Genomic DNA, 12,482 nt, shown 5'->3' on the forward strand with positions numbered 1-12,482 from the left:
AGCAGGTTATCGCCGGTACGCGACGGCGAACACGGCCCCGAGGACGACCCCGTAGACGAGATGGCCGACGAGACTCATCGGGTCTAAGTTGGGAATGGCGGGTGCGTCCATGCCGAGTGCGCCGAGCCACAGCGGCATCACGATTGCCGCAGCGACGATCCACAGCAGGATGCCGTAGGCTGCTCCGAGACCGGTGGTCGGAACGACTCTGTCGGCGTATTTTCGAAGGCTGGTCAGGGTCATCGCGGCCGCGAAGACGAGGCCGAACACGATGCTGTTGAAGAGGTGGGCGACCCACCCCATCGTCACACCGTCGAGTCCGTAGAGCGCAGCGACAGTCGGCATCATCTCCATCGACTGGAGGAAGATTCCGAATACGATACCACCCGCTACGCCGCCGAGGATGGCACTCGACCACGTTCTGTTGATGATCCTCCGTTCAGTGACAACGTCTGTTCTCTCCTGTGCCATACGGTACCGTACTCCACAGAAGAAGATACCCATTTCCGCAGGCCGTGGACAGGACAGACGGCCAGCAGAAGGGGCGAATAGGCTTTTGGTACTCTCGCGCGAACTACGGTGAAGAAGGTGAAGGCCATGACGCAACTCGGTTTTACAGGCGACGTGATGCTCGGGCGGTTGGTCGACGAACGACAGCGACAGCGGAGCGTCGATGCTGTCTGGGGGAACGTGGACGACCGGCTCCGCGAACTCGATGGTCTCTTCATCAACCTCGAATGCTGTCTCTCGGCTCGCGGGACACCGTGGACCGAGACCTACCGGCCATTCCACTTCCGGGCCGACCCGGACTGGGCCATTCCCGCACTGGAATCGGTCGGGGTCGACTGGGCGAACCTCGCCAACAACCACATCCTGGACTACGGGCCAAAGGCACTGCGAGATACCATCGACCATCTCGACGATGCGGGGATCGTTCACTCCGGGGCGGGAACCGATGTCGACGCGGCCTACACTCCGGCACTGGTGTCGGTCGGCGACCTCGACATCGCCTTCGTTTCGTTCACCGATAATACGCCGGAGTTCGCGGCCGGGCCTGACGAACCGGGGACGGCCTACGTCAGATTCGACGTGACCGACGACAGGGCGTCACGTATCGTCGGCAACGCCCTCGCTCGCGCCCGCGAAGCAGACCCCGACCTGCTCGTGGCGTCGTTCCACTGGGGGCCGAATATGCGAACCGAACCCACGGTCGAGTTCCGGGAGTTCGCCCGCTGGCTGGCCAACCACGATGTCGATATCGTTCACGGTCACAGCGCACACGTCTTCCAGGGCATCGAGGTCGTCGACGGAACGCTCGTGCTGTACGATACGGGCGATTTCGTGGACGACTACGCGGTCGATTCGGAGCTTCGCAACGACCGGAGTTTCCTCTTCTGTGTGGTCGTCGAAGATGGTGACCTCACAGAACTGCGACTCGTCCCGACCGAAGTGTACGACCTTACCGTCCACGAAGCCGAACATTACGCTGGTAACTGGAGTATGCAGCGAATGGATGCGCTGTCGTCCGCGTTCGGAACGCAGTTCGAACGCGAGGACCACGAACTCGTCCTGTCGCTCTAGCCGAATGCGACCGGCTTCGAACGTATCGACTCCATTCGGCCGACGACCTATTTCTTGGTCAACTTTGTCACCGCCCACGCCTTTTTCTCCTCTGAACCCATTCCCCCGCGCAATGACGCTCTCGCTCTCGAACCCGACTGCGCCAGTCCCCGACTGCGCCGACGACGGTGCCTGGCTCGCCTGCATCGACTGCGAGTGGACTGGCCCCCCGTTCGACCAGATCCGCTATCGCTGTCCCGACTGCGACGGACTGCTCGAAGTTCGCTACGACGACCACCCGACGTTCGACGATTTCGAAGAAAGTGGCCCGAGGCGGGGCGTCTGGCGCTACGCCGACGCACTCCCGGTCGAATCCGGCGTCAGTATCGAGGAAGGGGACACCCCACTCTACGCGGTGCCGACCATCGAGGACGAGGTGGGTATCTCGGCCCTGCGCGTCAAACACGAGGGGATGAATCCCACCGGGAGTTTCAAAGACCGCGGTATGACACTCGGGGTTCGCGTCGCGCAGGAACTCGGCGTCTCCCGGCTGGCCTGTGCGAGCACGGGGAACACCAGCGCGGCGCTGGCCTGCTACGGCGCGCGGGCCGGGAGCGAGGTGCTCGTCCTCCTCCCCGCTGGAAAGGTCGCCGCTGGAAAGGTCGCACAGGCCAGCCTCCACGGTGCGCGCATCCTCGAAGTCGACGGTAACTTCGACGACTGCCTCGACATCGTCTCGGAACTCGCCGACCGCGGCGAGGCGTACCTGCTCAACTCGCTCAATCCATTCCGACTGGAGGGTCAGAAGACCATCGGCCTCGAAATCGTCGAGCAGTTCCGCGACCAGACCGGCGAACTTCCGGACAGGATCGTCCTCCCGGTGGGCAACGCTGGAAACACCAGCGCGCTGTTCAAAGCGTTCCGCGAACTCGTCGCTGCCGGAGAACTCACGCCCGACGAAGTACCGACGCTCACCGGCGTCCAGGCCGAGGGCGCGGCCCCGATGGTCGAAGCCATCGAGAACGGAGCCCACGAAGTTCGGCGCTGGAACGAGGTCGAGACCATCGCAACCGCCATCCGCATCGGCTATCCGGTCAACGCACCGAAAGCACTCCCCGCGATTCGGGAGACCGGTGGAACCGCCATCGCTGTCTCCGACGAGGAGATAACCGACGCACAGCGCGCGCTCGCCCGAGACGGTGTTGGTGTGGAACCCGCGAGCGCAGCGAGCGTTGCGGGACTGCGAAAGCTCCGTGAATCGGGCACGATTTCAGCAGACGAGAACGTCGTCTGTCTGACCACGGGCCACCTGCTGAAAGACCCCGACGCTGCGGCAGCGGCAGGGGTCGAACCGGAACCCGTCCCCGCTGACACCGACGACGTGCTCGACGTGCTGTAAGTTCGGACACCATCGACGCCGTCGGGCGTGCATCACAGAAACACGACCGCAGAGTGGTTAAACCGTCAGCAATCGAACCGTCAGGGGTGCGACGACGGCGGTTCATCGGGAGCGTGGTGGGAGGACTCTGCGGACTTTCCGGGTGTGCGGCGCCCACGCAACCCGGTGGCGAACGAACTCGTTCGTCGTGTGTGGAGTTCGGCAAACGACGGCCACCGTCGTCGGTGGAACTCCCGATACCGAAGCGTGAACTCTACCGGAGCGCGCCACGAGACGGGATTCCGGCTATCGTCGACCCCGTATTCGCCGCCGACTGGAGCGAAGTCGCCATCGAGGTGCCGTCACAGAAGGGAACGGACACCTATCGTCCGCGACTGTCAGACGACGATTCCGTCATCGGTGTCGAGCGTGGTGGGCAGCCGCGTGCGTATCCACTCGAACTGCTCGATTGGCACGAAGTGGTCAACGATAACCTCGGCGGGCCATCGCTCGTGACCTACTGCCCGCTCTGCAAGAGCGCAGTCGTCGCCCGTCGCACTGTCGACGGTCGTAGGACGGTCTTCGGCGTCTCCGGCTATCTCTGGCACTCCGACCTCGTCATGTACGACCGTCGAACCGGGAGTCTGTGGAGCCAGATCCTGGCGACCGCAATTCGCGGCCAGCGCACCGGCGAGACGCTCGAACTGCTTCCCTCGGTGCTCACGACGTGGGGCGACTGGCGGGCGAGCCACCCCGATACCGACGTGTTACTGCCGCCCCCGCTGTCGAACACCGTCGTCGGACGGGTACAGATAAACTACGGATTCGACCTGTACGAGCGGTGGGAGAAGATCTGGGAGCGCTATCCCGAAGAGGGAGAGTTCGGGAGCGAAGAACAGGGCGACGGTCGGCTGCCGAAACGGGCGCTCGTCCTCGGCGTCCGGGTGGGTGAAACGGCCCGCGCATACCCGTTCAACGTGGTCAGTCAGGAAGGCATCGTCAACGACACCGTGGGTGGCCAACCGGTCTTCGTCGCGGTCGCTGGTGAGACGTTCGTCGCATACGACCGTCGAATCGGCGGGCGTGTTCTGCGATTCGACCCCGCCCGAGATGGGTTCGTCTCGGGCGGTGGGTCGCGGTGGGAACTCACGACCGGTCGTGCAGTGGACGGCCCATTCGAAGGGAAGCGACTTTCGCGGGCGAACGGTCAGTCGTCGATGTACTGGTTCGCGTGGCTCGCGTTCAACCCCGAGACGGACGTCTATCGCGGTTTGGGCCGATAGTGGTACTCACCGACGAGCGAGGCCGAGCACGATACTCGCGCTGATTATCAAACACGCGAGCAGGCCCGTGAACGCGGTCGCATAGTCTGCCCGACTCGCGACGAACCCGACGTAGGTCGTCCCGAGGCTTCCGAGTCCGATGTAGATGGTTCTGGTCGCGCCGAGGTCACCACCCATGCTTCCGTCCGGAAACACGTCCATCAGATGGGCTTGCATGACCGGCGGATACGCCATCAGTCCCGCGGCGAAGACGACGACGCTGGCGGCGACGACGAGCGTCCCATCCATCGTGACGACGCCTGCGAGCGCCACCGTCGCCACGACGAGTGCTCCCGCGGCGACGACGGGACGCGAGATCCGGTCGCCGAGCGACCCCGAAAGCGGTTTCACCAGTGCACCCACGACGAACAGGGCGGCGAAGCCACCCCCCGCGAGTGCGGGGGAGAACCCTTTCGCACTCTGCAGGAACGTCGGGAGGAACCCAGTGACGGACTGCCAGACGAAGGCGTACAGCGAATAGGCGACTAGCAGGGCCGCAGTCCTGCGGTTTCCAAATCGGTCAGCGGTCGCTCGGACGTCGCGAAGCACGACTCGCCCTGCACTCGCGTCGATCCGCGGTCGGGTGTAGGCTTCGCGGCTCCAGCGGTGGAGCAAGACGAGCACCGTCGCGAGGACGAGGATGACTGGGGCGAACGCGACCCGCCACGTAGCCACTGCGAGGATGACGACCGCGAGGCCCGCCGCGACCGCGCCACCTGAATCACCCGAGGCGGTGTGGAGGCCGAACGCCTGTCCCCGTCGAGTCACGAACAGGTCGGAGACGAGCGCACGTGCTGGCGTCGGGTAGAGTCCGGCACCCGTGCCGACGACCGCCGCACCGAGCAGGAACGCCGAGTAGGTCGGTGCGCTGGCGAGCGCCACGAACCCGACGATGAGGAGCGAGAGTCCAGTGGTGAGCAGGGTCTTCCGCGAGAGATAATCGGAGAGGCGCCCGCTGGGATACTGGCCGAGTGCGTACAGCCCCCAGAGCAGCGTGAACGCGACGCCCGCCTGAAAATCCGTGATATCGAGCGATTCCATCACGGTCGGGAGCATCGGCGAGAGGACGAGCCTGCCCGTCTGGATCATCGCCCACCCGAGCGAGACGGCGAGCAGGAGTCTGCCGGAGTACCCCGTTACGAGTCGTTCGTCGTTCGGGAGTTCGGTTTCGTCTGCGAGTTCCTCGGCCACGATTTCGACCGAGGGGAGGCGGGTACTTGAGTCCGGCTTTCGCGGCAGGGTGGGAGAGCGTTCTCGGGGTGGTATCAGGTCATCACACCGAGATTGCTCCCGTCTTGGTATAAAAAAGTTCGCCGCGCGGTCGTCTGCCGATTGGTCAGTCTCCCGCTACCCGTTCAGCGCGATGCTTCGCACCTCTATCATGCGCTCGTCGGCTTCGAGGGCCGCCTTGGCGTCCTCGGTGAGTTCGTCGTCCAGATTGTAGACGGAGAGTGCTTCCCCGCCGCCGGTTTCGCGGGCGTTGAACATCCCTGCGATGTTGAGACCGTGGTCACCGAGGACGGAACCGACGAACCCGATGACGCCGGGAACGTCCTGGTTGCGAGCGACGACCATCTGGCCGTGCGGGATAGCGTCGACCCGGTAGCCGTCGATGCGGACGATTCTGGGGTCGTCGCCCGCGAACAGGGTTCCCTCGACCGTGATCTCCTCGTCTGCACCTTCGACGGTGACGGCGATGAGACTCTGGAAGTCCTCGGCCTGTCGAGTCTTGCTCTCGGTGACTTCGACACCACGGTCTTTGGCGATCTGGGGTGCGTTGACCGCGTTGACCTGCCATTCGAGGGGCTGGAAGACACCTTTCTGGGCGCTGGCAGTAACGAGTTCGACGTCCTCTTCTGCGATGTCGCCCTCGTAATTCACTTCGATACGCTCGATGCGCTCGTCCAGGAGTTGGGTTGCGATCTTGCCCGCCGTCTCCGCGAGTTCGATGTAGGGTTGGACGCGGGGGAACGCGCTCTCTTCGACCGAGGGCGCGTTGAGCGCGTTGATGACGGGTTCCTCGCGGAGCGCCGCGACCACCTGATCTGCGGTGCTGGTGGCGACGTTCTCCTGTGCCGCCTCCGTGCTCGCGCCGAGATGGGGCGTGACGATGACGTCGTCCACGTCGAGCAGGGGGTTGTCCTGCGGGACGGGTTCCTCGGCGAACACGTCCACCGCCGCACCGGCGAGGATATCGTCTTCGACCGCCTTGGCGAGTGCGTCTTCGTCCACGACACCACCGCGGGCGCAGTTGACGACGTAGCCACCCTCGATCTGCGCGAGTTCCTCGTCGCTGATGAGGTTCTCCGTTTCGGGCGTGAGCGGCGTGTGAACCGTGAGGAAGTCGGCCCGGTCGAGACACTCGTCCAGTTCGACCAGTTCCGCTCCGAGTTGCCGGGCGAGGTCTTCGCTGATGTAGGGGTCGTACGCGACCAGTTCCATCCCGAGACTGTCGAGTTTCTTGGCGACCTCCTGCCCGACGCGCCCGAGGCCGACGACGCCGAGCGTCTTGCCGTTGAGCTCCGTGCCGAGGTAGTCGCCTTTCGCCCACTCACCGTCCTTGAGTCGAGTGTGTGCCTGCGGGATGGAACGCGCGGCGGCGAACGCCATGGCGACCGTATGCTCGGCGGCGGCGCGAACGTTGCCTTCCGGGGCGTTCGCAACGATGACACCGTGTTCGGTCGCGGCGTCGATGTCGATGTTGTCCACGCCGATGCCCGCGCGCCCGACGATGACGAGTTCGGACGCGGCTTCGAACACGTCACGATTTACATCCGTCCCCGAGCGGACGATGAGTCCGTTCGCGTCCGAAATCGCGTTCAAGAGGGCGTCACCCTCCACGTCGTATGCCGTCTCTACCTCGTACCCCGCTTCGCGGAGTCGGTCGAGGCCCGCGTCAGCGATCGGGTCAGTGACCAGAACCTTCATTGCTGATAGAGGAGCGTTCCATGACCGTTAACCCTTTCTCTCACCGCGAAGATTGCCACCAATATTTCATAAATTTCCACCGCGGAATTTGGTCGTCGAGGGCGGATGGAAGCGATATTGTACTGGAATGTACTGAAATACACTGAAATGTACTATCAATGTACAGACAAGCGAGTGCAGTGGTTGTACGGCGAATTTTCAGATCTACGGGTTCACGAACGGTAGCATATATCACGAATGCTTTTCTTGTCAGTTACCCTGAGTTCGAGACATGCCTGGCCCGGTCTTTCTCGAAGGTGACCGAATCGAACTCCGAACGGTCGAGGAAGAAGATCTCGACTTCCTGCAGACGACCATCAACGACCCTGCCGTCCGGCGGTATCTCGCCAGTCGCTCACCGATCAACGGCCAGCAGGAGCAGGAGTGGTACGAAGAACGCTGCTCCAACGACGAGAATATCAATCTGCTCATCTGCCGTGACGGAGAGCCGATGGGTACCGTCGGTCTCCACCCCAAAGACGATGCGGGCGTCTCGACCGAGATCGGTATCTTCCTCGCCGAACCGTTCTGGGGTGAGGGCTACGGTACCGAAGCCAGTCGCGTCATCACCGACTTCGCCTTCCGCGAACGACGCAACCACCGCGTCGTGGCTCGCGTCTTCGAAGGGAACGTCGGCTCGTCGCGGATCTGGGAGAAGCTCGGCTTCCGTCACGAGGGAACCCACGTCGAAGCGGAGTTCATCGACGGTGAGTACGTGGATATCGAGTTCTACGCCATCACGGAAGACGAGTGGTTCGATCGAGAAGCGTAGGTTCGGTCAACTCGCATTCGACCGAGGAGCACGAGATCGATGGAGACGCGTCGCTCACAGAAGGAGTGGGAGCCGAGAGAAGGAGACGTGGATTACGCGCTCCGCGATTCCTTGCTCTTCGGGCGGAGCTTGCTGTATCCGCATTTGCGACAGTGATCGGCTCGCTGTGGGTTGCGGGCGTTACACCGCATGCAGATCATCTTTTCGAGCGTTCGTTTCTCCGCTGCGTCGAAACTAGCCATACGGACCGCTTTCTTCCCGCGAGGTTAAACGTTTTCGAGTCGTCGCGCTCTCGTTCGCTTCTCTCCTGCTTACTGCCCGGCGTCCAGATACTCCTGTTGCACCGCGACCACCTCGGTCGAATCCTCGCAGTCGGCGTACCGTCGCAGCGGTTCGGCGTTCAGTTCGAGGAACGTCTCGCCCCAGCGGAACTTCGAGAGGATCTGTTCTGCCTGGTCGCGTTCACCGAGGATGACGAGTCCCGCCGCGAACGCTTCGACGGTGTTCAACTGGAACGGTTTGCCGTAGTTGACCGGATTCGCCGCGACGAGGAAGGGAAGCGCCCGGTGGATACCGGGCATCTCGAACAACGCCCGTTCGGCGCTCTCCCACGAGCAGTCGAGTGCGACGAGCGTGTCGGTCTCGGCGCGGTCAGCGGGCGAAAGCGCCTGCTCTGCGTGCGGATTGAGCACGATTCCGTAAGGTGTCGCCCGAGTCGTCCGATGGAGTTCGGTGAGGTCGAATCGCGCGAGCTTTCGGGCCGTGCATTTGTCCGGGTCGTCGTCTCCCTCGTAACGGACGTGAAGCTTCACTGTCCGACGGTTAGCGTGGCGAACTCAAAAGCGGTGCGGGTGTGGGTGCGGACAGGGGAGACAGACGTTTCGCGTGTTGGATTTGAACCGGGAAAGGTGTCGAACAGTGAAAGGGGGAAAACACCCCGCCGGGGGTGCGGGGCGGTATGGAAACAGACCGCTCGGAGTACTGATCGTGCCGGGAGCTCCCGGCAGATAGCTCTTCTGAGAGCGACTGTTTGAATTTATATATGACTGCTATGGTTCGATCCGTATTCCTCTATTCGCCTCGATAGTCTCCCCCGACACGTGCCGGGACGCTGAAAAGGGTCGTCTTCGTTGTCTCGCATATGGACTCCGAGTCGGTCGTTCGCGGCTACTACGACGCTATCGATGCCCACGACTACGAGACGTTCGCTGGCCTGCTCGCGCCGGAGGTGGTTCACCGCCGTCCCGACCGAACCATCGATGGCCGCGAGACGCTCGTCGGGTTCATGCGCGACGACCGCCCCGACAAGCAGACGAGCCACGAGATCGACAGTATCGAAGATGGTGAGACGACCGTCGTCGAAGGGCGGCTACGCGATTCGGACGGCGAGGTGATGTTCGCGTTCGAAGACGAGTTCTCGCTTTCGGATGGGCAGATAACGGAGATTCGGACGAGGACTCGGTGACGATCAGGTCAGTGCAGTGGTTCGTTTGCGGTAGTACGCGACCTCAGTCGAGCTTTCCGTTGAGCACCTTCGCCGCCGTGAGTATCGGGTCCCAGACGGGGCTGAAGGGCGGTGCGTACGACAGGTCGAGGTACTCCACCTCGTCGACGGTCATCTCCGCGTGCAGGGCGGTCGCAACCGTGTTGATGCGCTGAGCGACGCCTTCCTCTCCCACCATGCTCGCACCGAGGAGACGACCGGTCTCGCGGTCGGCGGTCAGGCGAACCGTGATGGGCGACCCGCCGGGGTAGTAGTGCGCCCGCGACCCCGCCGTGATGAGTTGCGAGATGGGGTCGAACCCGGCGGTGCGGGCCACCTCGTGGTCGATGATGCCCGTCCGGGCCACTTCGAGGTCGAACACCTTCACGACCGCGGTTCCGACGATGTCGCCGACCGGTGTGGGCGTCCCCGTCACCGTCTGCCCGACGGCGCGTCCCGCCCGGTTCGCCGTCAGCGCCAGCGGGACGTAATCGGGTTCGTCGGTCACGACGTGGTGGGCTTCGGCGCAGTCCCCTGCGGCGAAGACGTGTTCGTCGTTCGTTCGGCCGTACTCGTCGGTAGCGATAGCACCGGTCTCCCCCAACTGGATGCCGTTCTCTCCTGCGAGTTCGGCGTTCGGAGCGACCCCGGTTGCGACCAACACCAGATCCGCCGGCACCTGTTCGCCGTCCGCTTCGATTCCGGTGACGCGCCCCCCTTCGCCGACGATGCGCTCGACCATCGTGTCGAGCGAGAGGTTGACGCCCTGTTCGCGGAGGTGGTCTTCGACCTCTACAGCGACGTCCTCCCCGAAGGGATCGAGCACGTGCGGCAGCATCTCGAAGACGTGAACGTCGAGTCCGCGACCCTCGAACGCTTCCGCCATCTCCAGTCCGATGTAGCCGCCACCGATGATGCCGACGGAGTCCGGATTCGTCGTGGTGATGTACTCGTGAACCTCCGCGCCGTAGCCTTCGAGGAACTCGTCTTCCGGCACCGCTTCCGGCGGTGCGAGGGCGTGTTTGACCGCCGCCGCCGAGTCCATGCTGTGGAGCGTGAGCACGCCATCGAGGTCACGCCCCTCGATGGGTGGCACGACGGCGCGCGCGCCGGTAGCGATGAGGAGGTCGTCGTACGACTGCTCGAACTCCTCGCCGTCGTGGACGGCGGTGACCGTCTTTCGCTCGGGGTCGATATCGACGATCTCGTGGTGCTGTCGAAGGTCGATACCGCGTTCTGCGAACTCCTCTGGCGTGATCGCGACGAGGTCGTCCAGCGTCTCGATCTCACCTTTCACGTAGTACGGCAGGCCACAGGCACCGTAGGACACCCACTCCCCTTTCTCGAAGACGATTACCTCAGTGTCGGGGTCGTCTCGCTTTGCCTTGCTCGCGGCACTCATTCCTGCGGCGTCACCACCGACGATAACGAACGTTCGTCCCATGTCTAACCGTTGGTCGTCGTCGCGTAAAACAGTATTGCACAGAATGGGCAAGACAAATGGCGAAAAGGGGGGCGGGAGAGGGTGCGGAGAAGTAGAGTAAGGAAAGTGCGAGCCGAACTCAGTCCCGCTCACCCGAGCCGAGGGCACTCTCTCCGACCGGTTCGTGACCTTCGATGACCTCCTGCCCGCCCATGTACGGGCGCAGAACTTCCGGCACCGTCACGGTGCCGTCCTCGTTCTGATAGTATTCGAGAACCGCGACCATCACGCGCCCGATGGCGGTTCCCGAGGCGTTCAGGGTGTGGAGATACTCCGTCGCTTCGTGTCGCTCGGGGCGGTAGCGCAGTCCTGCACGGCGGGCCTGGAAGTCCTCGAAGTTCGAGGCCGACGAGACTTCGAGCCACCGACCGCCACGCTCCGGGCCATCGTCCATGTCGTCGCCGGGTGCCCACACTTCGATATCGTAGGTCTTGGCCGATCCGAAGGTGAGGTCACCCGTGCAGAGGTTGAGGATACGGTACGGCAGGCCGAGTTTCTGGAGCACCTCCTCGGCTTCCGCGAGCAGTCCCTCCAGTCGGTCGTAGCTCCCTTCGGGTTCCACGAAGTTGACCAGTTCGACCTTGTTGAACTGGTGGACGCGCACGATGCCCCGCGTGGCGATGCCGTGTTCGCCTGCTTCTCGGCGGAAGTTCGGGGTGTACGCCTGGTGTTTCAGCGGCAGGTCGTCGCGCAGGAGGATGTCACCGGCGTACATGTTCGTCACCGGCACCTCCGCGGTCGGGCAGAGCCAGAGGTCGTCGCCTTCGATCTTGTAGGCGTCGTCGGCGAACTTCGGCAGTTGCGTCGTCCCGGTCATAGATTCGCTGTTGACCGGAACCGGTGGGAAGACGTCCACGTACTCCTGTTCGCGGTGCACGTCCAGCATGAACTGGATGAGCGCGTGTTCGAGTCGCGCGCCGTCGCCTTTGAGGAAGTAGAAGCCACTCCCCGACACCTTCGCGCCGCGCGCCTCGTCGATGATGTCCAACTCCTCGCCGAGGTCGTAGTGCGGGGTGACTTCGGCGGGCAGGTCGCGCAGGTCGTCGAACCCTTCCCTTCGAACTTCCACGTTGTCTTCCTCGTCCTGGCCGACCGGGACGCTGTCGTGTGGCACGTTCGGGATCTCCAGCGAGCGCGATTCGAGTTCATCTTCCAGTTCGCTGGCGCGGGCTTCGACCTCCTCCAACTCCGCTTTGAGTTCGCCCGAGCGTTCGATGGCTTCCTCGGCCTCCTCGTGTTTGCCCTCCTGTTTCAGGTCGCCGATGCTCCGGCTGACCTCGTTTCGTTCGTGGCGCAGGTCGTCGCCGTGCGCTTTCAGTTCGCGCCACTCCTCGTCGAGGTCGAGGAATTCGTCCACGTCTACGTCGTCGGCACCTCGGTTTTCGAGGGCCGCCCGGACTTCGTCCGGATGTTCTCTGATATACTTCCTGTCGAGCATTCCTACGACGCTTTTCAGTCTGCCTGCAAAAAACCGTATCGCTCTCTTCGGCTTCGGGAGGTCGTTGCTCTTGGGAATC

12 protein-coding genes are annotated in these 12,482 nt (G+C 63.3%); 5 read left to right on the forward strand and 7 right to left on the reverse strand.

Annotation, left to right across the window (positions count from 1 at the left end; translation table 11 throughout):
* Positions 1–6 precede the first annotated feature (6 nt).
* Positions 7–471: a hypothetical protein gene (locus tag ACR3FE_RS15970; protein WP_458208284.1), complete on the reverse strand. Its 465-nt coding sequence runs from the start codon at positions 469–471 to the stop codon at positions 7–9.
* A 126-nt stretch (positions 472–597) separates the two neighbouring features.
* Between ACR3FE_RS15970 and ACR3FE_RS15975 the strand changes: the two genes are divergently transcribed.
* From ACR3FE_RS15975 to ACR3FE_RS15985, 3 genes are all read left to right on the forward strand, one after another.
* Positions 598–1,581 (forward strand): CapA family protein, encoded by a 984-nt coding sequence (locus ACR3FE_RS15975; protein WP_458208285.1) that lies wholly within the window; start codon positions 598–600, stop codon positions 1,579–1,581.
* Between the two features lie 112 nt (positions 1,582–1,693).
* On the forward strand, positions 1,694–2,959 hold the full coding sequence (gene thrC / locus ACR3FE_RS15980; RefSeq protein ID WP_458208287.1) for a threonine synthase: 1,266 nt from the start codon (positions 1,694–1,696) through the stop codon (positions 2,957–2,959).
* Between the two features lie 86 nt (positions 2,960–3,045).
* A complete protein-coding gene (locus ACR3FE_RS15985) occupies positions 3,046–4,221 on the forward strand; it encodes a DUF3179 domain-containing protein (RefSeq protein ID WP_458208288.1) in 1,176 nt (391 codons plus the stop codon).
* A gap of 6 nt (positions 4,222–4,227) precedes the next feature.
* Here ACR3FE_RS15985 and ACR3FE_RS15990 read toward each other — a convergent pair whose 3' ends face one another.
* Together ACR3FE_RS15990 and serA are read right to left on the reverse strand one after the other, a co-directional pair.
* A complete protein-coding gene (locus ACR3FE_RS15990) occupies positions 4,228–5,451 on the reverse strand; it encodes an MFS transporter (protein WP_458208289.1) in 1,224 nt (407 codons plus the stop codon).
* A gap of 156 nt (positions 5,452–5,607) precedes the next feature.
* Positions 5,608–7,188 carry a phosphoglycerate dehydrogenase gene (gene serA / locus ACR3FE_RS15995; protein ID WP_458208290.1) on the reverse strand — a complete coding sequence of 527 codons (1,581 nt, stop codon included), beginning with the start codon at positions 7,186–7,188 and terminating at the stop codon, positions 5,608–5,610.
* Between the two features lie 271 nt (positions 7,189–7,459).
* On the opposite strand from serA, the gene ACR3FE_RS16000 reads away from it, so the two are divergent.
* A complete protein-coding gene (locus tag ACR3FE_RS16000; protein WP_458208291.1) occupies positions 7,460–7,999 on the forward strand; it encodes a GNAT family N-acetyltransferase in 540 nt (179 codons plus the stop codon).
* 92 nt (positions 8,000–8,091) lie between these two features.
* Here the strand turns inward: ACR3FE_RS16000 and ACR3FE_RS16005 are convergent, their stop codons facing one another.
* Together ACR3FE_RS16005 and ACR3FE_RS16010 are read right to left on the reverse strand one after the other, a co-directional pair.
* Positions 8,092–8,241 (reverse strand): 50S ribosomal protein L40e, encoded by a 150-nt coding sequence (locus ACR3FE_RS16005; RefSeq protein WP_227374880.1) that lies wholly within the window; start codon positions 8,239–8,241, stop codon positions 8,092–8,094.
* 69 nt (positions 8,242–8,310) lie between these two features.
* Entirely contained in the window at positions 8,311–8,811 is a 501-nt protein-coding gene (locus ACR3FE_RS16010; protein ID WP_458208293.1) for a DUF367 family protein, read from the reverse strand.
* Positions 8,812–9,140: 329 nt separating this feature from the next.
* Between ACR3FE_RS16010 and ACR3FE_RS16015 the strand changes: the two genes are divergently transcribed.
* Positions 9,141–9,464, forward strand: a complete 324-nt coding sequence (locus ACR3FE_RS16015; protein WP_458208294.1) for a nuclear transport factor 2 family protein — start codon at positions 9,141–9,143, stop codon at positions 9,462–9,464.
* A gap of 43 nt (positions 9,465–9,507) precedes the next feature.
* Here the strand turns inward: ACR3FE_RS16015 and ACR3FE_RS16020 are convergent, their stop codons facing one another.
* Both ACR3FE_RS16020 and serS read right to left on the reverse strand, forming a co-directional pair.
* A complete protein-coding gene (locus tag ACR3FE_RS16020; RefSeq protein WP_458208296.1) occupies positions 9,508–10,926 on the reverse strand; it encodes an FAD-dependent oxidoreductase in 1,419 nt (472 codons plus the stop codon).
* 118 nt (positions 10,927–11,044) lie between these two features.
* Positions 11,045–12,403, reverse strand: a complete 1,359-nt coding sequence (gene serS / locus ACR3FE_RS16025; protein ID WP_458208297.1) for a serine--tRNA ligase — start codon at positions 12,401–12,403, stop codon at positions 11,045–11,047.
* Positions 12,404–12,482 lie beyond the last annotated feature (79 nt).

The organism is Haladaptatus rarus, assembly GCF_054177585.1.

Coding starts and splice junctions, on each gene's coding strand:
- ACR3FE_RS15970 (WP_458208284.1), bottom strand. CDS start 471: ATGGCACAGGAGAGAACAGACGTTGTCACTGAACGGAGGATCATCAAC.
- ACR3FE_RS15975 (WP_458208285.1), top strand. CDS start 598: ATGACGCAACTCGGTTTTACAGGCGACGTGATGCTCGGGCGGTTGGTC.
- thrC (WP_458208287.1), top strand. CDS start 1,694: ATGACGCTCTCGCTCTCGAACCCGACTGCGCCAGTCCCCGACTGCGCC.
- serA (WP_458208290.1), bottom strand. CDS start 7,188: ATGAAGGTTCTGGTCACTGACCCGATCGCTGACGCGGGCCTCGACCGA.
- ACR3FE_RS16000 (WP_458208291.1), top strand. CDS start 7,460: ATGCCTGGCCCGGTCTTTCTCGAAGGTGACCGAATCGAACTCCGAACG.
- ACR3FE_RS16005 (WP_227374880.1), bottom strand. CDS start 8,241: ATGGCTAGTTTCGACGCAGCGGAGAAACGAACGCTCGAAAAGATGATC.
- ACR3FE_RS16015 (WP_458208294.1), top strand. CDS start 9,141: ATGGACTCCGAGTCGGTCGTTCGCGGCTACTACGACGCTATCGATGCC.
- ACR3FE_RS16020 (WP_458208296.1), bottom strand. CDS start 10,926: ATGGGACGAACGTTCGTTATCGTCGGTGGTGACGCCGCAGGAATGAGT.
- serS (WP_458208297.1), bottom strand. CDS start 12,403: ATGCTCGACAGGAAGTATATCAGAGAACATCCGGACGAAGTCCGGGCG.